Raw genomic sequence first — 21,973 nt, forward strand, 5'->3', positions numbered from 1 at the left:
ACTGAATGTTGCAAAATAGTATTTTGTGCAAGTAATTTTTTGATGCATTAAATAATAAAAAATACTGCATAAAGTAGAGCTATTTTTTAAATTATGTTATTAAAAAAATAGAAAACCAATCCTCTTGTTTAAAATTACTCCCTTTAAAGAATATGTTTCTTTTTAACACGCTTTTTAAGGAAAATGAATCTATATTCTATCTATTGGTTTTCAGAGAAAATTATATGGATCAATATCAATTTGAATCCGAACCGAACTAGGTATTTTTGGTGCATTTTCTATCATCATACGAATAAATTTCTGCATATCAAAAGAACGCCGTCCCTGTAGCAAAAGCCGAAAACGATAACGTCCCCGCACAAGAGCTAACTGCGCCTCTGCAGGCCCCATAAGTGAAACATTTTTCTCCTGTGGTGCAGCTTGACGTAACGCACGCGCATAATGTTCTGCTGCTTGACGTTTTTCTGAAGATATAATTAAAGAGGCAAGCCGTCCATAAGGTGGAAGATGATAATGCTGACGCATGGCGATCTCATGCGTATAAAAATCCTCATGTTTCTGCGAAAGTAAAGCTTGTATTACTGGATGATTCGGCTGATAAGTTTGCAATAATCCTAAACTTTTCAATCCCATACGCCCTGCCCTTCCCGTAACCTGAGACAAAAGCTGAAAGGTACGTTCAGCAGCACGTAAATCACCATTAGCAAGACCAAGATCCGCATCAATTACCCCTACTAAGGACAATTTAGGGAAATGGTGTCCTTTAGCAACTAACTGTGTCCCAATAATAATGTTAACATCGCCGTTTGCAACCGATTCTAATTCCCGTCGTAATTGACCAATCCCGCCTTTTAAATCTGTTGACAAAACCAATAACCGAGCTTGTGGGAAAAGCTCCCGTATTTCTTCAGCAATTCTTTCTACGCCTGGTCCGCAAGCCACAAGATGATCTAAAGTTCCACATTCAGGGCACGCTTCTAGAAGTGGCTGATGATAACCACAATGATGGCATTTAAGCTGACCTTGAGAACGATGTTCAACCAGCCAACTAGAGCAATCTGTACAATGAAAACGATATCCACAAACTCGACACAAAGTTAAAGGTGCATAACCACGTCGATTAAGAAAAAGGAGTGCCTGTTCCTCTTTTTCAATGGTTTTTATTAAAGCATGCTCAAGAGTAGAGGAAATAAAACGTCCCCTTTGCACAACTCCTTGACGCATATCCACCACCTGCAAATGTGGTAAAGCTGCCGCATTGAAACGTGATGGTAAACTTACCCGTCGATAACGTTTCCACAAAACATTGACTTGACTTTCAATCGACGGTGTAGCCGAAGATAAAATAACAGGAAAATTCCCGAAAGAACCTCGTGCAACTGCCATATCACGTGCATGATAAAAAATACGCTCCTCTTGTTTATAAGCACCATCATGTTCTTCATCAACAACAATTAACCCAAGATCTTGAAAAGGTAAAAAAAGTGCTGAACGTGCTCCAGCAACAACCCGCACTCGCCCTTCTGCAACTTGCCGCCAAACACGTTCCCGACGACGTGGCGCCAAATCTGAATGCCATTCTACCGCTGGTGCCCCAAAGCGCGCATAAAAACGATCTAAAAATTGCTGTGTCAAAGCAATTTCTGGCAACAGAATCAAGACCTGCTTACCACATATCAATGCTTGGGCAACTGCTTCAAAATAAACTTCTGTCTTTCCTGATCCCGTGACACCATCAAGCAAAAAAACTTGAAACCGAGAAGATAAAATGCCTTCCCGTAACAGTGTCGCTGCTTTACTCTGCGTTCCTTCCAACACAGGGAGACAAAAATCAGGATTAGGTACCGCTACAAGGGCAGGCGTAGGTATCATAACATCTTCAAAAACTCCAAGAGATTTTAACCCCTCAACAACAGAAACAGAAGTTCCTGCCGCATGAGCAAGACCAGAACGTGTCCAAATCATACCATCACGTGCCAACTCTAAAACCCGTAATCGCGCGGGCGTTAAACGTATCACATTTTTTCCACAATATCGCAATCCTGGCATCTGTGCTTCCGGCTCTAAAGCCGCTGGAACACATAAAACTAATCGTGCAACAAGACCAAAAGGAGCCATCGTATATCGACTGACAAAACGTAAAAAAGCAATTATCTCAGCTTTTAACGGTGGGCAATCAAAAACATGAAGGACAGAATGCAATTTTTTACGCTCTACAGACGCAATCTTTTTCTTAATTTTCGTTGTGGTCTGCTCTCCAATATCCACGACAAAACCACAAACGTCACGCCCCATCACCGGAACGCGAACAAAGGAACCAACTTCAACTTTCATGGAAGAAGGAACTCTATAACTATAAGCATGAGTAACAGGAAGAGGCACTAAAACTGAAACAATTTCTCCCTCTGTTACATTCATTTTCATCTTTTATACCAATTCTCAAATGTAATTTTTGCACATTAATAGGCACAGCCTTTTGTTAAGATCGCACTGTTTGCTCTCCAATATCCACGACAAAACCACAAACGTCACGCCCCATCACCGGAACGCGAACAAAGGAACCAACTTCAACTTTCATGGAAGAAGGAACTCTATAACTATAATCATAAGTAACAGGAAGAGGCACTAAAACTGAAACAATTTCTCCCTCTGTTACATTTTTTATATCAACTTTTTTAAAAATATTTTTATACTAATATCATCGTTGCAGATTATCCTTGTAATAAATTACCTATTGTGCAGAATTTTTGGGTGTAACCTATCATTCTAATCTTATCAACAGTTCTCTGCTAACAACAATTATTTGCGATTTGTATACAATATTGGCACTATACATGCTAACATCATAAACAAACCCTTCCATATTTTATCCTTTTCTCAACACCTAATTTATCCCTTTTTCTCAACTTATGTCTCATTAATCTTGCAAATTTACTATACTGACACGATCCTCTTATCTATTGCTTTTGCAATAAATAAAACACATAATAAAAATAGGGTGAAATATAAGAGTTTTTAACTAAATAACTTTAAAAAACGCAAAGGTTTAAAATGAAATTTTTCGTGGATAGCGCTCATATTGAAGACATCAAAGAATTGCACAATTTAGGCTTGGTTGATGGCGTCACCACAAACCCCTCACTTATCCTAAAATCAGGGCGTAATATTCTTGAGGTTACAAAAGAAATTTGTTCTCTTGTCAAAGGTCCTGTCTCTGCTGAAGTCACAGCAACAGAATTTGAAAAAATCATGAAAGAAGCAGCTGTTTTAGCAAAAATTGCTGACAATATTTGTATTAAACTCCCCTTAACATTTGACGGACTTAAAGCATGTAAAGCACTTAACGCACAAGGATTGAAAACAAATTTAACCTTATGTTTTTCTGCTAATCAAGCCTTGTTAGCAGCAAAAGCAGGAGCAACATTTGTTTCCCCTTTTATTGGAAGAATAGAAGATTATGGAATGAATGGAAGTAAATTACTTCATGAAATTCGCACCATTTACAACCAATATAATTTCACAACACAAATTTTGGCTGCTTCTATCCGCAATATCAATCACGTTAAAGAAGCAGCATTAAACGGTTCAGATGTCGCAACCATTCCACCAACAATCTTAAAAGCTTTAATCAAACATCCTTTAACCGACCAAGGTTTACAAATATTCTCAGCTGATTGGGAAAAAACTGGACAAAATATCGTGTAAAAATAACCTAAAGCCCTCTAAGATCGATAGAAAGCAACATAAATATCTTTTCCGCTAATTCTTCAGCTACCCGTTTTTCTGCATTTTTTTCAGCTTCTACCCCTGCATATAATTGGTTAGGCTTATTAAAAGATGTACTAACGGATCCTTTACCTTGAATAATAAGGCCATTCTTATCTTTAACAGCAACACCATTTTTTATATCTTTTAAAATATATGAACCCACACCCATTACTGTTCCATAATACCCCAAACGTGTCGGTGTTTTAGGAAAAAAACTTTGAGGATTCTTTGACCATTGCTCAAATTCTTTCAATCCAGATGGATGATTAAATTTCTCCTCAAATGGCTGCCCCAATATCTGCTTAATTATCGATGCATTCAAAGATAATTTATAAATAGGAGCTGAAGGTTTCCCTCCATGCCCATACATAAGAAACAGTAAATGATTGCGTACTTCTTGACCAAAGTTATCTGAAGGTTCTTCAACAAAAATCTTCACAAATTTTTCTGAACGCTGTACAGAAATTTTTTCTACATATTTTTCATGAACAGTTGAATCCATCATTGACAACTGTGGCTGCTGATAATAAAGCGGCTCAACCATGCAACCACATAGAAATAAACAAGAAAAAATTAAAAGCAAAGATCTTCTAAATAACAACATTGACAATCCTCTGTGGAACAATAATCATTTTCTTGACAGACTTTCCTACTAACTGTGCTTTAACAAAATCGAGAGCTAAAACTGCTTGCTCAACAGCCTCTTTATCAGCCATCGCAGCAACAGTCACATCGCCACGCTTTTTACCATTAATCTGCACCGGTAGGGTCACACATTCTTCAATAGTCAATTCAGGGTCATAAGCAGGCCATGCTGCCTCAGATATTAGTGCTTTCCCACCAAAAGCAGCATAACATTCTTCAGCCAAATGAGGCATCATAGGAGCAATCATTGCAAGAAAAAAATCCATAGCCTGACGTATAGCAGATTTCATTTCATCCTCAATACTTGCTACTTTATTTAATAATGGTGCCATTATATTCAAAAATTCATAAAGACGTGCAATTGCTCGATTAAACGCAAATTTTTCCAAATCATCTTCTACATCACAAAGCGTACGATGTGCCACTTTTGAAAGTTCCAAAGCTGCACCTTGACGCCCAGCATACGGTATCACTTCTTTTAAAATTGGAGCACTCAAAGCCACACAACGCCAAACACGCTGTACAAAACGATGCGCTCCTTCAACGCCAGATTCTGTCCAGATAACTTCTCGATCAGGAGGAGAATCTGATAACACAAACCAACGAACTGTATCTGCTCCATAAGATATGATAATATCATCAGGATCAACAACATTCTTTTTTGATTTTGACATTTTTTCAATCGAACCAATCATTACCTCACTTTGATCAGTCAACTTGTAAGCTCGGCGCTTTCCATCTTTTTCAACAATGGAAATCTCCGCTGGAGAAACCCACCCTTTATCATCTCGATAAGTTTCATGGACAACCATACCTTGAGTAAAAAGCCCTTTAAAAGGCTCATCAACAGTTACATGTCCGATCAACTTCATAGCCCGCATAAAAAATCGCGCATAAAGAAGATGTAAAATCGCATGTTCAATTCCACCAATATATTGCTGTACAGGCAACCATTCAGTCGTTGCATGCTTATCTACTGGCTCTTGTGCCCAAGGTGCAGTAAAATGTGCATAATACCAAGAAGAATCAACAAATGTGTCCATTGTATCAGTTTCACGTTTAGCTGTCTGACCACAAGAAGGACAAGTCACCGTTTGCCATGTTTCATGATGAATAAGAGGATTTCCAGGCTGATCAAAAGTCACATCATCAGGCAATATAACAGGTAAATCAGCGTGTGGTACAGGAACCACCCCACAAACTACACAATGAATCATAGGGATTGGACATCCCCAATAACGTTGGCGCGAAATACCCCAATCACGTAACCGAAATTGTACTGTTTTTTGCCCCTGTGGTTTACCATTCAGCAACTGCTCTTCAAGCCGTTTAGCGACTACCTCAAAAGCTGCTTGTGATGTCAGACCATCTAAAAAGCCTGAATTAATCATCATTCCATCACCAGTATAAGCCGTTTCAGTGATCATAAAATCCTTGGCATCAATTCCTTTTGGCAAAACCACCGGACGTACAGGAAGGTCATATTTTCGTGCAAAATCTAAATCTCGCTGATCATGGGCAGGACAACCAAAAATAGCTCCGGTTCCATAATCCATGAATACAAAATTAGCGACATAAATGGGAATATGAACCGTTGGATCAAAAGGATGAACAGCCATAAATGGAAGACAAAATCCTTTTTTTTCGATTGTTTCAAGTGCTGCAGTTGTTGTACTACCAACCTGACAATTTTTGATAAATGCAGCAAGCATTTTATCTTTTTGAGCTAAAGTTTGTGTAATTGGATGATCCACAGACAGTGCTAAAAAAGAAGCTCCAAAAAGAGTATCAGGACGAGTAGAATAACAGACAATTTCATCAAATTTATCGTAAAAATCATCAGTAATATTTGTTTTATTCAAAGCCCAACGAATGAAGAGACCTTGTGATTTTCCAATCCAATTTTTTTGCATAATACGGACTTTTTTCGGCCATTCATCAAGCTTTTCAAGGCCTACTAATAAGTCTTCGCTAAAATCACTAATTTTAAAAAACCACTGAATTAATTCACGCTGTTCCACCAATACACCAGAACGCCATCCCCGACCATCAATAACCTGCTCATTTGCCAAAACCGTGTGATCAACAGGATCCCAATTCACCTTAGCAGCTTTGCGTGTAACCAATCCCTTCTGGTATAAATCAAGAAATAGCCTTTGTTGGCGATGGTAATAATCTACATCGCAAGTAGCAAATTCACGCGACCAATCTAAAGAAAGTCCTAATTTCTTTAACTGCCCACGCATTACTGCAATATTTTTATATGTCCAAATTTTAGGATGTATTTTATTTTGCATAGCAGCATTTTCAGCCGGCATACCAAAAGCATCCCACCCCATGGGGTGGAGTACATTAAACCCCTTTGCACGCTTATAGCGAGCAACAACATCTCCCATCGTATAATTGCGCACATGCCCCATATGAATGCGACCAGAAGGATAAGGAAACATCTCCAAAACATAATATTTTTTACATTGATCCCCCTGAGCAGTTTGAAAAATTTTTTTTTCATCCCAAATTGCTTGCCATTTTTGTTCTTGGGCGCGTGGATTATAGCGTTCGATTATCATTCCCATTATACTCTTTATAAAACTGAATCAAAAAACTTGTTTTATGCTTCACCATAGATTACCCCCATCGTCAACATCTTCAATCAATACGTTATTAAGTACCTTACAAAACTTTTATAAACAACTGTATAATCTTCGCACAAAAACAGAAAGCACGAAAATATGAGTACACTTGACACCACAAATTCTTTTTCTTCCATTGAAATGTGGAAAAACCTTAAAAAAGACATTGCTGAAATATGTCAAGAGACACATCGTTTCGTGGAAGAAATTCAACTTATCGCTGTTTCAAAAACTGTTTCTAGGGATGATATTATCCCCCTTTTACAAGAAGGTCAGTCTCTTTTTGCAGAAAACCGCGTGCAAGAAGCTGCTGAAAAATGGACTCACTTGCGCCAACAGTTTAATACCATTGAACTGCATCTTATTGGCTCTTTACAATCTAATAAAACAGCAGAAGCTGTCAAAATTTTTGATGTTATTCAAACTGTCGATCGCGAAAAAATAGCTAAAAACTTATCCAGAGAAATGCAAAAACAAAAAAAATATCTTCCCTGCTATATTCAAGTCAATATTGGATTAGAGCCTCAAAAAAGCGGCATTTTACCACAAGAAGTGACATCTTTTGTTGATCAATGTAAAAATAACTATGGACTTGATATTATTGGACTTATGGCAATCCCACCAGTGCAAGAGAATCCTGGCCCCTATTTTGCACTTTTAGCAAAGCTTGCCAAAAAGACTGGCCTCCCAAAACTTTCTATGGGAATGTCCAATGATTTCAAAATTGCTCTTCAATTTGGCTCTAATGTTCTTCGTATTGGCTCAGCTTTATTCGGAAAACGTCCTATCTGATCTAATAATTCTTGAGATATACCACAAAAAGGGGCCAACCAAAGCCAAAGATCCTATTTGCAAAGGTAGAATAATGAGGACAATAAGAGTTAGTTGCGGACTAATGGAAAAGAGTGCTGCAATATAAATGATCGCAAAGATCACATTTAATACGGTTGTTGCGATAGTTCCTGTTAAGAAATTTCGAATTGTGTCAACTTCTCCAATTCGTGTAAATAGTTCTCCTACCTGCCAATGACGTAGAATAGGCAAGGAGAGGCTTAAAACATGGTTATAAAGGCGACATCCCAATTCTAATGTCACTCGATTGGCTAAGTAATTTCCTAAATAGCCTGATAAAACACTAAGAGCTATGTTAAACAACATAATAGCAATCATAAAGATAACGATCACATATAAGCTTTCTGCACGTTGAAAAGGCAAGACACGGTCAATAATTGCCTGAAAAATAAATGGGTTAACCAAGCCAAGTAAGCGCAAAACAATAGCAATAATGCTAAGCTCAATGACATAGTAAATGTATTTTTTTGTTGTCTTTGTAAACCAAGAGAAGGATACCAATTTTTCTGATGAACTGTTCATTTGCTTTGATTTTATTTTTGATAAAAGTAAAGAGAAGCTTATTTTTCATATTTTAATTCTATTGTAAATAAAATTATTAATTTATTTAAAGTATTTATTTATGTATTAATAATATATACGTTATGTGCATATTATTAATACATAATTTTATTGATAATTTTCCAAATTATATTTGACATTTATTTGAATAAGATGATACTACGCTTGTAGTGTATCATTGTGATACGTTTTTTATTATATTACGATGGAGTTTATATTATGAAAGATTATACATGTTTTAATTTCTGGAATCTGTATTCCTGTGATAGCTGGAAACCACACTCAAATGGATGTGGTGGATATGGTAATAGCAACTCAGGCAGCATTCTCTCCTTCCAAGATAATTGTGGCTGTACCTACTTCCTAAACTTTTAAAATTGTTATAATTAATTTATAGAAAATATCTAATAAGATATCTCTGAAGACGACAATAGTATAAAAATCATTGAAAAAATATTTAAAATCATATGTTTATAATTATAATTAAAATGAACTTCAGGGATATTTATTTTTTGTAAGATTTTAGAGCTTTTGATTCTAGCAATTTCTTTTTGCTATTTATACTTTATTTTTTTAAAAAAATTTAGAAAATATGATGTAAAAAGAACATCATCAGTAAGTATTTTACTTTATTATTATAAATTTTTACCTTAATATATTTATTATTACTAATGCTTATATAAGTATTATTTATATCTTAACAAATTTAATTTTTTTATGTAACTAAGAAAAATTTTGCATAGAAAATTCAATAAATTTCTTTGAAAAGAGATTTTTATTACATCTCTATCAACAAATTTAATCGTGCTTAAATTTATGGCTAAAATAGTAGTTGAATATAAGATTTTAAGGTATTCTTTTAGCACTGAAGCTAACAATTTCTGACATAATGTCTTATGGGATAAGATTTGCTACAAATCTTTGTAATAGATTCAAGGTGTGCTACCGATATCCATTAAATCAAGAAAAATATTTTACAATCAATGGCTGTAAATACGATACCGATAGCTATTATTGGATTATAGAATAAATTTACAATATTATTAATATTTTAGAACAAAGATTTGAAACATCTGAAATTGAACCAGCGCTCATTTTACATCCTGCTGCCTCAAAAATAACTGTTGTGGAATATCCACATTCTATTAAGAAACAAAAAGCTCTAACTTTATAACTCTAATAGCAAGAAAAACCTAAAATGAAGAATTGTAGAAGAACCTTATTCAACATATCAAAAAAGAAATCAGATCTATTGCTGCATTTCTATTGCTGCATTAGATAGAGTTTAGTTTGTCTCTAAGCTACCAAAAAACATGATGTAAAAATTATAAGACATATTTTACAAAAAATCGTCAAAAACAATTTTTATAATTTAAAAGATATTTTAACCCCCGTTTTTAAAATCCCGTTGAACCATAACTCATCGATGATCTTATTGCTAATCACTAAAATAGATGAACCATAACTCAATGCAAATTATTAATGATAACTTTATCACCTCTGCTAGATTTACCTCAATATTCTTGCTAAAATTATTGATGAAATTAAATAGAGAAAAGCATAATGATTTATGATACCCTCAACATATCTTTAAAAACAGATAATGTTTCTGGACATAAATAAAGAATAGTTGAAGAATAAAGCCTGTATATCTGTTAAGTGTAGATAGTGGCAAAAATGTGAAACAATGAGAGCAAAGTACCCTACAACGATTCAATATAGAAGCAGAAGTGGTAACTAAAAGTGATTCATTTTGAAAATGTCGGGCTACGTTATGGTATGGGGCCTGAAGTTTTACGTGATATTAGCTTTCATATTCCTTCTGGATCATTTCAGTTTCTAACTGGTGCTTCTGGAGCAGGTAAGACATCGTTGATGCGTCTTATGTTCTTAGCGCTCAAACCAACCCGTGGCCATATTGATTTATTTGGAACTGATACAGCATTGCTTAAACAACAAGAGCTCCCTGCACTACGTCAACGTATCGGTGTTGTCTTTCAAGATTTTCGTTTACTTGATCATATGACTACTTATGAAAATGTCTCTTTACCTTTACGTATTAAGGGACAAGAAGAAGCAACTTATCGCAGTGAAGTGGAAGACCTTTTACGTTGGGTTGGTCTTGGAAATCATATCCATGTTTTACCACCAGTTCTTTCCGGCGGTGAAAAACAAAGAGTAGCGATTGCACGAGCTCTCATTGATCAACCTGAAATCCTTTTAGCCGACGAGCCAACAGGAAATGTTGATCCACTTTTGGCAAAGCGCTTACTGCGCTTGTTTATTGAATTAAACCGTTTTGGAACAGCTGTTGTTATTGCTACCCATGATATCACACTAATGGAACAAGTCGTAGCAAGGCGTATGATTCTCCATAATGGACGGATGACGATTCATGAATAAGTCTTTCCCAATTTTTACAAATGATAAAAAAACTACAACTGCAATTATTCCCAGTGGTAATATTTCTGGACAAGCATTAGTTGTAGTAATTGCTATTATGACATTTCTCTCAAGCTTAACACTGATTGGTGTTGATTTAGTACAACGTGCTGCCAATAATTGGAGCAATCAAATTAGTTATGAAGCAACAATTCAAATACGCCCCATTGAAAATATTGATATTGAAAAGACCCTTCAAGATGCAGTTAAATTGGTCAAAACATTTCATGGTATAAAAGATGCTACAATTGTTGACAAAAAAGCCACTGAAAAATTACTTGAACCATGGCTTGGAACAGGTTTAAACTTAAGTGGATTACCACTGCCCCGACTTATAGTTGTGACATTGAAAGAAAATGAAAAGATCAACTTTGATGCAATTAAGCAGGCTATAAAAACACAAATTCCAGGAGGTCAATTTGATGATCACCATATTTGGGTAAACCGTTTTGCAACAATGGCACAAACAACTGTTTTTATTGGCTATTTAATTTTAATACTTGTTTTAGGTTCGCTTATATTCACAATTATTTTTGCTACCCGCAACGCACTAGCAGAGAACACTCATATTATCAATGTACTATATTTCCTTGGTACAGAAACCTTTTTCATTGCTCGACAATTTGACTGGCATTTTTTTAAAACTGCGCTACGTGGTGCATTATATGGTAGTATCACAAGTACATTCCTGTTTAGTATTTTTTCTTTTTGGACAAACTATAACTTAGGCAAAATAGAAGTCAGCCAGATTACTGCTTTATTTGGGCATTTTTCTGTAAACTTTATCCCTTATGGTAAAATTATAAGCCTTATTCTTTTTGTTTCTTTTCTTACCATGTTTACAAATCGAATTACTATTTTGGCACAACTTAAAAAAATTGATCAAAACGAAAACGGTTTATTTTAATTTTATGACCCACAATTCATATGATCTCAAATCATCAATACACAATAGTTTAGAACATTCCCTGCCACAGCATACTAGATGGTATCCTCAGTGTTTGTTTCGTTATTTACCCCCAACAGCACTTTTTCTTTTAATCATAATCCTCTTTTTTTGTGTTAGTTTTATTATTTTTTCTGAAAAAACTGAGCAACTAAAACCACCGCATCCTTTACTGAAAGCAGATGCAATTATCGTTCTCACAGGTGGCGAAAATCGAGTAGAAACAGGACTAAATCTCTTACAGCAAAAGCTTGGTTCACGACTCTTAATCAGTGGAGTGAATACAACAACCAATATCAGCAGATTCACACACATCACACATATTAATCCACAGCTATTTACCTGTTGTGTTGACATCGGACATAAAGCAATTAACACAAAGGGAAATGCCGAAGAAAGCGCTGCTTGGATAAAAAAACATCATTATAAAACAATTTATATCGTTACCCATGATTACCATATGTGGCGCTCTTTACGTGAGCTTAAATACCTCATGCCTGACATAAATTTCATTGCCTATCCCATCAAAAAGAGTGGCAATGAAAGTACAATACAACAAATTAACCAAATACGTATTCTCGCATTTGAATATATCAAAACTATCAAAGTACATATCAGAACTATCTTCTGACCTTTGTACACCTAGTTCCTAGTACATTTTATAACTAACTTTTTAATGCACTAATCACATTTATAGGCTATTTCAAGCCATAAACATGTTAACTCTTGTACAATAATAACTACTTAATATTTTACTTTTTTAATAGTAATTTACTATGATTTTAATCTCTTTACTTTGATATCAATTATTTCGTATAAAATGAAGCTATTACCCGAGACAAAAATGCTGTTCTTAATATAAATTTTGATAATATACTGCTTATCAAGCCATAAAAAATATCTATTTTACCCACTTTACCAACTGATTATTTTGCTGAAGCAAGCAGTCCATATGACACTTTTTATATAAACCCGAATACTTAATTATCTAACGTAGATTTTGTTGAATATCTTGTTTAAAAAAGTGACAATGCAAATACGATACAACACATCACTCGAAAGAGTATCACCTTCTCAGCTAATACTCTTTTCGCTAATATTTTACCCAATATTCGATATTAATGTATCATGACAACCACAACCTTTCCCTGCAGTTTATGATACTTAATCGCTTGCGAGAGCGACAACAGGATCAAGCTGTGAAGCCTGACGTGCTGGCGAAAAACCAAAACACACACCAATTATGGTCGAAAAGACAAGGGACATAATGATCGAATCAATAGTGTAAATCAAGTAGATAGGCGCATTAAATAACAAAAATAGACCACCAATAGAAAACCCAAACAAGATCCCCAAACCACCACCAATAATACAAACCAAAATCGCTTCAATTAAAAATTGCTGCAAAATATCACCTTGGCGTGCACCAACTGCCATACGCACACCAATTTCATTAATCCGCTCAGAAACAGTAACCAACATGATGTTCATTACCCCAATACCTCCCACAATTAATGAAATAGCTGCAATTGAAGATACTAAAAGTGTTAAAATATTTGTGCTCTCCATGATACGATCACGAAAAAATTTTGAACTTCTAATGAAAAAATCTTTTTCACCATGCCGCATAATTAAAAAACGCTGTACCATAGTCTCTGCTAATTGTGAGTCGATATTATCAGCAATCTTAACTGTAATTGCACGAACTTGTGTTGTTCCAAGAAAACGTGTTTGCAATGTTGTGTAGGGTAAATAAATCTGCAACGTATTTGACATATCTCCATTATTTTGTGGAGCTATAACACCAACAATACGCGCTGGTACTTTACCCACATGTACCACTTTACCAATAGGGCTCTCACGGCTATGAGGAAAAAGAACAGAAAGTGCTTCTTTTTCAATCACTAAATCAACCGCCCGATCATGCACACTTTTCTGATCAAATAATTGCCCTTCAATAATGTTAAGCCCCTGCGTCTGAAAAAATTGTTCTCCCACTCCCATAATCACAGCATTAGCTTCAACTGCACCAAAACGTACCTTTGAGCTTGCTGAAACCTGAGGTGTTACACCGGAAATATAGGGCAATTTAGAAAGGGCTTCTGCATCAGCTTCAACCAAACTGGTTATTTTCTCTGACTGTGGATCAGAAAAACTTTTTCCAGGAAAAATTGTCAATGTATTAGAGCCCAAACTCTTAAAATTTTCTAAGATTTTTTCTCGTGTACCATTGCCTAAAGCGACCATCGCAATAATTGCACCAATACCAATAATTACTCCAAGCATTGTTAAAAAAGTCCGCATTCGATGTGCATTCATTGCCAACAAAGCCATAACAAATGCTTCACGAAAACGCTCAGTAAAAGAACGCAGAGAATCAACTATTTGCTGATCTCCTAGATTTTGTTTTTTATAAAAAGGCTGTCTATCAGCTCTGATTTTTGTAACCTTTGACACATTGTCGGCAATAATTTTTCCATCACTGATTTCGATAATGCGATCAGCTCTCTCAGCTACATGCATATCATGGGTTACAATGATAATGGTATGCCCTTCTTTATGAAGCTCCTCCAAAATACACAACACTTCTTGGCCGCTCTGTTTATCTAATGCACCAGTTGGTTCATCTGCAAGAATAACTTCAGCATTGTTCATTAAAGCACGAGCAATAGACACACGTTGCTGCTGACCACCTGAAAGCTGATTTGGATGATGATTCATCCGATCACCCATACCGAGGCGTGTTAAAAGATCTTGTGCACGTTTTTTTCTTGTTGACGCTGCACACCCTGCGTAAATAGCTGGAATTTCAACATTCCCAAGAGCTGTTAATTCATTCAATAAATGATAGCGTTGAAAAATAAATCCAAAGTGATTACGCCGCAAAGCCGATAACTCATCAGCAGAAAGAGTAGCTGTCTCTTTACCTGCAATCCAATAGTGACCAGAATTTGGTCGATCAAGGCACCCTAAGATATTCATCAATGTGGATTTTCCTGAACCGGAAGCTCCCACAATCGCTACCATTTCACCACGTTTAATAGTAAGATTGATGTTTTTCAAGACAGTAAAAAATGTCTCACCTGCACGAAATTTTCGTACAATATTTTTCAAAACGAGGACAGCATCTGCTTGCTCTGTTTCCATGATTTAGATCTCATCTTCACTTTCGATATCAAAAGGCTCTGGTATCACTTTGTCATGTACCCCAGTAATAATCACGTCACCTTCATTAAGCCCTGAAACAATCTCTGCCATAACCTTATTATTAAGCCCAACAGTTACCTCTTTTTCAGTTACCTTATTTCGCTTATCCAAAACAGAAACCCATGCTTTACGCTCTTTTGTCTCATCACGTAAAGCATTACTTGGAACCAATAAAACATTTTGAGCGCGACCTAATATGATATGAATTTGAGCAGTCATATAAGTACGTAAAAAATTATCCTTATTATCAACATGCACAATCCCATTATAATAGATAGCTGATGACATTAAAGAACTAGAATTTCCTATCATACCAGGATTAATATTCACATCAGAACGAATCGATTCAGGTGCCGGCTCAATCCTTTCTAAAGTTCCTTCATAACGGCGCTGTGAATTGCCTAAAACTGTAAAATAAAGAGATTGTCCAGGATGAACTTTAAGAATATCAGCCTCCGAAATTTGTGCTTTGATGGTCATTTTTGACAAATCACCTAAAATAACAATTGTTGGTGCTGACTGAACCGCATTCACATTTTGTCCTTCTTCCACAACTGTTGCTAAAACTGTTCCCGCTGAAGGCGCAGTTATACGTGTATAACCTAAATTATCCTCTGCGCTTTCCACATCAATTTGTGCCTGTGCAATTTGTTCTCTAAGCTGGATAATTTGCGCTTCACGTATTTTTACTTGTGTCATGGAATCATCAAGGTTAGCCTGTGAAACAGCACGTTCTTCGATCATTTTTTTATGACGCTCTAAATTTTTTTTTGCAAGAGCAAGATAAGTCTCTTGTTCTACCAAACAAGCATAATAGTGGGATAATGCTGCTTTTTTTCTTTTCAGATCATTTTCCTGATCTGTAGGATCAATTTCTGCCAACAGATCCCCCTCTTTTACAATACTACCAGGAAAAACAGGCATTGATATCACACGCCCTGTCGTACGTGCCCCCACAGCAACCAACCGATAAGGACGTACAACACCATAAGCTAAAACACTTTCCTCGATATCACCACGCTTCACAACCGCTGTCATATAAGTTGGCATAGATGTTCCAAAAAAAAGAGAACGCAGCCATAACAGTAAAATGATAAGGAGTGTACCAGTTAAAAATAGGAAAAGCTTTTTGCGTTTCATAATAGAATTTTTGATCAAACTTTTTTTCATTTCCCTACCTTCGTATGTGGATGGATAATACCATCAACTACTTCCGAACGTGATGCATCAACCACACCATCCCAACCACCGCCCAATGCTTTCATTAGTGCAATATATTGAGTAGCTAAAGAAATACGGCTGTTTTTAAGCGCCATTTGTGAAGAATAATAGGAGCGATCAGCATTTAATAATTCAAGAAAACTAGTATTTCCATTTTCAAAAAGACTTCGTGAAAGTTTCAATGAATGCAGATAAGCTGCATCTGCAACGATAAGCTTTTCTAAATGCTGGTGTTCTTTAGTTAATCTCACAAGTGCATTTTCTACATCTTCGAGAGCTTCCAACACAGCAGTACGGTAAGCAATAAAAGCTTGATCGCGCTGCGCACGAGCTACCATAACAGATGCCATAACCTGCCCCCCATTAAAAAAAGGAAAACGAATACCAGGTCCAAAAGACCATCCAATTGTTGAATTTTTCCATAACTGACCAATCGATATTGCTGTTGTTGAAATATTCCCGGTTAAAGTAAGTGCTGGATAACGATCTGCTTCACGTTGACCAATCCGTGCTGTAGCTTGCGCATATTGACGCTCTGCTCTTCGCAAATCTGGACGTGTTAGTAAAATATCAGCCGGAATTCCTGCTGGTATTGGCCATTGTGGTTGCGGGATTTTCGCTTTCTTAGCGCTCTTTTGCAAAAGATCTTTCAAAGCTGTAGGTACACGACCAGTTAAGACAGAAAGGCGATGAATGCTCATTGCTAAATTAGCTTCTATCTGTGATATATTCGCTTCTGTATCCGCCATTTGCGCTTGTGCATTTGAAACATCAAGAGCTGAAGCACCCCCAGCTGTTAATTTAGCACGCATTAATTCAAACGTTTTACGCTGTGATAAAGCAATTTGCTGCGCAATCAACAATTTTTGTTGCCAACCACGCATTTGAACATAATTTGTTGCTACATCTCCTAATAATATTACCATTGTAGCATGCATGTCTTCGACAGATGCTTCAAGACCATAACGTGCTGCTTCAACCGCTCGTTTATGCCCGCCAAAAAAATCAAGCTCCCAACTAGCATCAAAACTGCTACGATATTGGCTTAAAGAGCGATCAGCTTGCCCAGAACTGCGGATTCCTGAAATTGAGCTCGATACACTTGGTGACAAATATCCCACGACTTGTCCTAAACCAGCACGTGCTTCACGAACTCGTGCTTTAGCAACAGCAACATTATTATTTCCAGTAATCGCGTAATCTATTAACGTATTCAAAATAGGATCATTAAAACTCCGCCACCATCCTGCAAGCACAACTTGATGCTTAGAAACTTGCTCAGACTGTTGCCCCCAAACTGGCGGAACATCAAAAGATGTTTTTTGATAATTGGGACCAACCATACATCCTGAAAGCACAGGAAAACACAAAACAGCACTATAAAATAAGCTCTTCGAAGTAATCCACTTGAGATTTTTGATTTGCATTCAATTTCTCGTATATTTGCAGAATCAATCCATTAATATTTTATTTACGAAGTTTTTATTCCAAAATTATCTTGAAAAATCAAATACAGTTTTTACTGGAACATGATCTGAAGGGTGATCCCACTCTCGTGCATCACGAAAAATAGAAAGATCCTCAACAAAAGGAACCAAATCTGGAGAAGACCAAATATGATCAAGCCGCCGACCACGATCAGAAAGTGCCCAATCGCGTGCACGGTAACTCCACCATGTATAAAGCTTAATAGGAGCAGGAAAATGTACACGCATCAGATCAACCCAACCACCTTGAAAGCATACAGACTGTAAACGCTCAGTTTCAATTGGCGTGTGGCTTACAACCTTCAACAATTTCTGATGAGACCAAACATCATCTGCCAAAGGAGCAATATTCAAATCACCAACTAAAAGAGAAGATAAACCATCTCCCTGATCGGCTCGGATAGACGACATTTCCTCTAAAAAATCAAGTTTATGACGAAATTTTTCATTTACAACAACATCAGGCACATCACCCCCAGCAGGCACATAAAAATTATGAATCCGCATTTCTTTGCCATAGACTTCAATAATTACTGAAATGTAACGGCAATCCTCTTTTTGACAAAAAAAAACTTTTTCAACACTCTTAAAAGGTAAACGTGAAATAATCGCCACACCATTGTAAGATTTTTGCCCACTCAGCGCGATATGCTTATAACCTGCCTCTTCAAAAGCCTCATATGGGAATAAATCATCTGGACACTTTGTCTCTTGCAAACACAAAACATCTAAAGAAAATCTATCTAAATACTGAAAAACCTGTGCAAGACGCAAACGAATAGAGTTAATATTCCAAGTAGCAATACGAAAAAACATTTATTTTAAGACCGATCACGTGACGCTGTAATTTTTTTATTAGGCAGTGTAAACATCCTATCAGCAAACCGAACACCGGTTCGTATATTCATGATTTGAACAGTAGTTTCCAAATTTTGTTGATCAACAATCGTCCACTGCCGCAAAGCATAGCTTTTTGAATCAAAAATCATCTTTATTCGTCCCTTACCAATACTTTGATCCTGCAAAACCATCATCACTGCTCCTGGATTTTTATGAAAAGCTAATAAACGCCCTGATGATAAATCAATTTTATCATCCAACAAAAATTTCATCGGCGTATGCAAGAGCTGTGAATAACTCCAAGTATTTAAAGCACGATTATTAACTCCAACAAATTCACCATCTGCTATAATTTGTAAAGGTATTTTTTTGTAAATAAAACGAATCTTTCCCGGACGTTCCAAATAAAATGTTCCCTCAGTCATTTTTCCCTTTGGGCTAAACTGGATAAAATCACCTGTCATCGTTTTAATCGCTGCAAAGTGATTAGCAACATTCTGCGCTTGTACTACTTGATTGGGTGATTGTGAAAAAACAGGGAAAGCGAAACACAAAAAGACAATGAATCCAAAAAAAACCAACACTTTTTTTTGTAATGTTTGTAATAAAGGTATTCTTCTTTGTAGTAAAAAAAAAGATGTTTTCATTTAAGTGGTCATAACGCAAAAAAATAGGGAAAGCCAGGCAAAAAAAATAATGAATCCAGAAAATCACAATATTTTCTTTGTAATATTTGTAATAAAAGTATTCTTCTTTGTAGTAAAAAAAAAGACGTTTTCATAAAATGCTCTTAAGCAGTACATATTCACCTTAAATATAAGCAATCAACAGCGGATAAATACCTTTTAGATAAGGATATTGTTTGAAAAACCCATAAAAAAGCTTTTATTTTAAAAAGATTCTTCTTCAGCTGGTATCAAAATTTCCCGTTTACCCACATGATTAGCTGAACTAATAATACCTTCTTCTTCCATACGCTCAATCAACGAAGCAGCACGGTTATAGCCAATACCTAAACGGCGTTGAATATAAGAAGTTGAAACCCTACGATCACTAAGAACCACAGCAACAGCTTGACTATAGGGGTCATCTGCAGAAGGAGAATTCAAAGAAACATCAACACCACTATCTGCAGTTTCTTGTGTAATAGTTTCCAAATATTCAGGCTGTGCCTGCGCTTTGAGATGTGCCACAACCTGCTCAACTTCATTATCAACAACAAAAGGCCCATGAACACGCTGGATACGACCTCCTCCCATCATGAAAAGCATATCTCCCTGACCTAATAATTGCTCAGCTCCCTGCTCACCAAGAATTGTTCTGCTATCAATTTTTGAACTGACAGAAAAAGAAATACGTGTAGGAAAATTGGCTTTAATTGTTCCCGTGATCACATCCACTGAAGGACGCTGTGTAGCCATAATAACATGGATGCCGGCAGCACGCGCCATTTGTGCTAAGCGTTGCACCGCTCCCTCTATCTCTTTACCAGCAACCATCATCAAATCTGCCATCTCATCAATAATAACAACGATATAGGGCATGAGGCTTAAATTAAGTGTTTCGGTTTCGTAAAGAGGTTTGCCAGTTTCATGATCAAATCCAACTTGAACTGTACGTGTTATCGTTTCCCCCTTATTTTCTGCTTCCTTTAGGCGTGCATTAAATCCATCAACATTGCGAACACCAACTTTTGACATTTTGCTGTAGCGCTCTTCCATTTCACGAACAGCCCACTTAAGCACAACTACTGCTTTTTTAGGATCTGTCACCACTGGTGTTAACAAATGTGGAATGCCATCATAAACCGAAAGTTCAAGCATTTTGGGATCAACCATGATTAAACGACATTGCTCAGGTGTCATCCGATAAAGAAGCGACAAAATCATAGTATTAATAGCAACGGATTTCCCTGACCCTGTTGTACCTGCAACTAAAAGATGCGGCATTGTTGCTAAATCCGCGATCACTGTTTCACCACCTATTGTTTTACCCAAAGCAAGCCCTAGTTTGGCTTTGCTATTCACAAATTCTTTTGCCTGCAAAATTTCCCGTAAATAAACCATTTCACGCGTTGCATTGGGCAATTCTATTCCAATCACATTACGCCCTGGAATTACAGCAACACGTGCTGAAATTGCACGCATAGAACGTGCAATATCATCTGCTAAACCAATAATGCGAGAAGATTTAATACCTGCAGCTGGCTCAAATTCATATAAAGTCACCACTGGACCAGGACGTGCATCAATAATTTTTCCCTTAACCCCAAAATCCAACAAAACATTCTCAAGTTCATGAGAATTTACTCTTAAGGCAGTAGGAGAAAGTTTTGTATCTCTCGCTACCGGTGGAGAAACCGAAAGATAATCCAAAAGTGGAAGGAGAAAACCACCTGTTGAAGCTGTTGTTGGCTTTAAAATATGATTTTTAACAGGAGAAATAGGTACCTTATTTTGATGTTCTTCGTATTTTATTTTTTCATCAAAGAAAACTGGTTCAATCCGATCAAACGACTGTCCTTGTTTCTTAAGCTGTCTTCTGGGTGAAAAAAAACGAAAAAACCGTGCCTGTAAAAAATAAAGAAAATGTAAAATAGCCCCAAAAGCCGTGACAAAAAAACCATGCTGCACTTCATCTGCAAAATTTTCTGCATCTTCTGACATATCAAAGACTGGATCTACAATTTCGACTTTCCGGGTATTTCTTACTTTTCTTTCATTTGTCCGACACTGGCGTCGCCACACCACATTGCCAGCAAAAGCGGCTATCAAAAGACTTAAAAATGTAAGAGCCACGCCCAACAACACACTCTGAACAGGAGAAAGCAAAACAGGAAAAATAAAATAAGCAGCATTTAAAATTTTATCACCTAAAACGCCTCCCAAACCAATGGGTAATGGCCAATACGTAAAAGAAGCAATAGGCGTCATAAGAGAAAAAGAAACTAAAAAACAAATTGTTGACACCACCCATAAAAAAAGGCGAAAAATAAAATTATGGATATCTTTTTGTGCCAACAAAAGGAATGACCAAAACAATGGTGGTAACAAAATACCAAGACTTGCTAAACCAAAAAATTGTATAGCAAAATCTGAAAAAACAGCACCTGACCACCCCATAAAATTTGTAATCTTATTTATATTTGCATGTGTTAATGATGGATCTGCAACATTCCAAGTTGCCAAAGAAAAAACACAAAAAATAATAAAACCAAAAAGTCCAAGCCCAACGAAAACACCAATCTGGCGCAAAAACACTTCAATAAGCCGAAAACCTTGAGAATTTGGCGTTTTTAACAAATCATACGGAGAAGAACTTTGGTTCATTCATCAATCCTAAACAAAAAACTCTTCATACTTTAACACAAA

The 21,973-nt window shown here is 36.4% G+C and carries 15 protein-coding genes and 1 pseudogene; 5 read left to right on the forward strand and 11 right to left on the reverse strand.

What is annotated here, in order from left to right; all coding sequences use genetic code 11:
• Window positions 1-210: 210 nt before the first annotated feature.
• Entirely contained in the window at window positions 211-2,424 is a 2,214-nt protein-coding gene (locus tag V4P56_RS05275) for a primosomal protein N' (protein ID WP_455481864.1), read from the reverse strand.
• A 61-nt stretch (window positions 2,425-2,485) separates the two neighbouring features.
• Window positions 2,486-2,665 (reverse strand): annotated as a pseudogene (locus tag V4P56_RS05280) (primosomal protein N' family DNA-binding protein); the annotation flags it as partial.
• Between the two features lie 386 nt (window positions 2,666-3,051).
• Between V4P56_RS05280 and fsa the strand changes: the two are divergent.
• Window positions 3,052-3,705 carry a fructose-6-phosphate aldolase gene (fsa, locus tag V4P56_RS05285; RefSeq protein WP_455481865.1) on the forward strand — a complete coding sequence of 218 codons (654 nt, stop codon included), beginning with the start codon at window positions 3,052-3,054 and terminating at the stop codon, window positions 3,703-3,705.
• A gap of 7 nt (window positions 3,706-3,712) precedes the next feature.
• Here fsa and V4P56_RS05290 read toward each other — a convergent pair whose 3' ends face one another.
• Both V4P56_RS05290 and leuS read right to left on the reverse strand, forming a co-directional pair.
• Window positions 3,713-4,312 (reverse strand): hypothetical protein, encoded by a 600-nt coding sequence (locus tag V4P56_RS05290; RefSeq protein WP_455481866.1) that lies wholly within the window; start codon window positions 4,310-4,312, stop codon window positions 3,713-3,715.
• Window positions 4,313-4,358: 46 nt separating this feature from the next.
• On the reverse strand, window positions 4,359-6,989 hold the full coding sequence (gene leuS / locus V4P56_RS05295; protein ID WP_455481867.1) for a leucine--tRNA ligase: 2,631 nt from the start codon (window positions 6,987-6,989) through the stop codon (window positions 4,359-4,361).
• Between the two features lie 156 nt (window positions 6,990-7,145).
• On the opposite strand from leuS, the gene V4P56_RS05300 reads away from it, so the two are divergent.
• The gene (locus V4P56_RS05300) at window positions 7,146-7,838 is read left to right on the forward strand and encodes a YggS family pyridoxal phosphate-dependent enzyme (RefSeq protein WP_455481868.1); all 693 of its coding nucleotides are present in this window, start codon (window positions 7,146-7,148) and stop codon (window positions 7,836-7,838) included.
• Here V4P56_RS05300 and V4P56_RS05305 read toward each other — a convergent pair.
• A complete protein-coding gene (locus tag V4P56_RS05305; RefSeq protein WP_455481869.1) occupies window positions 7,815-8,420 on the reverse strand; it encodes an ABC transporter transmembrane domain-containing protein in 606 nt (201 codons plus the stop codon). The genes V4P56_RS05300 and V4P56_RS05305 overlap by 24 nt on opposite strands.
• Before the next feature lie 1,782 nt (window positions 8,421-10,202).
• Between V4P56_RS05305 and ftsE the strand changes: the two genes are divergently transcribed.
• The 3 genes from ftsE to V4P56_RS05320 are packed head-to-tail and all read left to right on the forward strand — an operon-like array spanning window position 10,203 to window position 12,478.
• On the forward strand, window positions 10,203-10,862 hold the full coding sequence (gene ftsE, locus V4P56_RS05310) for a cell division ATP-binding protein FtsE (protein ID WP_455481870.1): 660 nt from the start codon (window positions 10,203-10,205) through the stop codon (window positions 10,860-10,862).
• Window positions 10,855-11,808 carry a cell division protein FtsX gene (locus tag V4P56_RS05315; RefSeq protein ID WP_455481871.1) on the forward strand — a complete coding sequence of 318 codons (954 nt, stop codon included), beginning with the start codon at window positions 10,855-10,857 and terminating at the stop codon, window positions 11,806-11,808. The genes ftsE and V4P56_RS05315 overlap by 8 nt, the downstream gene beginning before the upstream one ends.
• A 4-nt stretch (window positions 11,809-11,812) precedes the next feature.
• Window positions 11,813-12,478 (forward strand): YdcF family protein, encoded by a 666-nt coding sequence (locus V4P56_RS05320; protein ID WP_455481872.1) that lies wholly within the window; start codon window positions 11,813-11,815, stop codon window positions 12,476-12,478.
• 533 nt (window positions 12,479-13,011) lie between these two features.
• Here V4P56_RS05320 and V4P56_RS05325 read toward each other — a convergent pair.
• The 6 genes from V4P56_RS05325 to V4P56_RS05350 form a co-directional block, all read right to left on the reverse strand.
• Window positions 13,012-14,994: a MacB family efflux pump subunit gene (locus V4P56_RS05325; RefSeq protein ID WP_455481873.1), complete on the reverse strand. Its 1,983-nt coding sequence runs from the start codon at window positions 14,992-14,994 to the stop codon at window positions 13,012-13,014.
• A gap of 3 nt (window positions 14,995-14,997) precedes the next feature.
• A complete protein-coding gene (locus tag V4P56_RS05330; RefSeq protein WP_455481874.1) occupies window positions 14,998-16,224 on the reverse strand; it encodes an efflux RND transporter periplasmic adaptor subunit in 1,227 nt (408 codons plus the stop codon).
• Complete coding sequence (locus tag V4P56_RS05335) at window positions 16,221-17,702, reverse strand: efflux transporter outer membrane subunit (RefSeq protein WP_455481875.1); 1,482 nt, start codon at window positions 17,700-17,702, stop codon at window positions 16,221-16,223. Before V4P56_RS05335 ends, V4P56_RS05330 begins: the two co-directional genes overlap by 4 nt.
• A gap of 66 nt (window positions 17,703-17,768) precedes the next feature.
• Entirely contained in the window at window positions 17,769-18,578 is an 810-nt protein-coding gene (locus V4P56_RS05340; protein WP_455481876.1) for an exodeoxyribonuclease III, read from the reverse strand.
• Window positions 18,579-18,583: 5 nt separating this feature from the next.
• Complete coding sequence (locus tag V4P56_RS05345; RefSeq protein WP_455481877.1) at window positions 18,584-19,249, reverse strand: LolA family protein; 666 nt, start codon at window positions 19,247-19,249, stop codon at window positions 18,584-18,586.
• Between the two features lie 243 nt (window positions 19,250-19,492).
• A complete protein-coding gene (locus V4P56_RS05350) occupies window positions 19,493-21,931 on the reverse strand; it encodes a DNA translocase FtsK 4TM domain-containing protein (protein WP_455481878.1) in 2,439 nt (812 codons plus the stop codon).
• Between the last annotated feature and the right edge of the window lie 42 nt (window positions 21,932-21,973).

Source organism: Bartonella sp. B35(2025), from assembly GCF_053794465.1.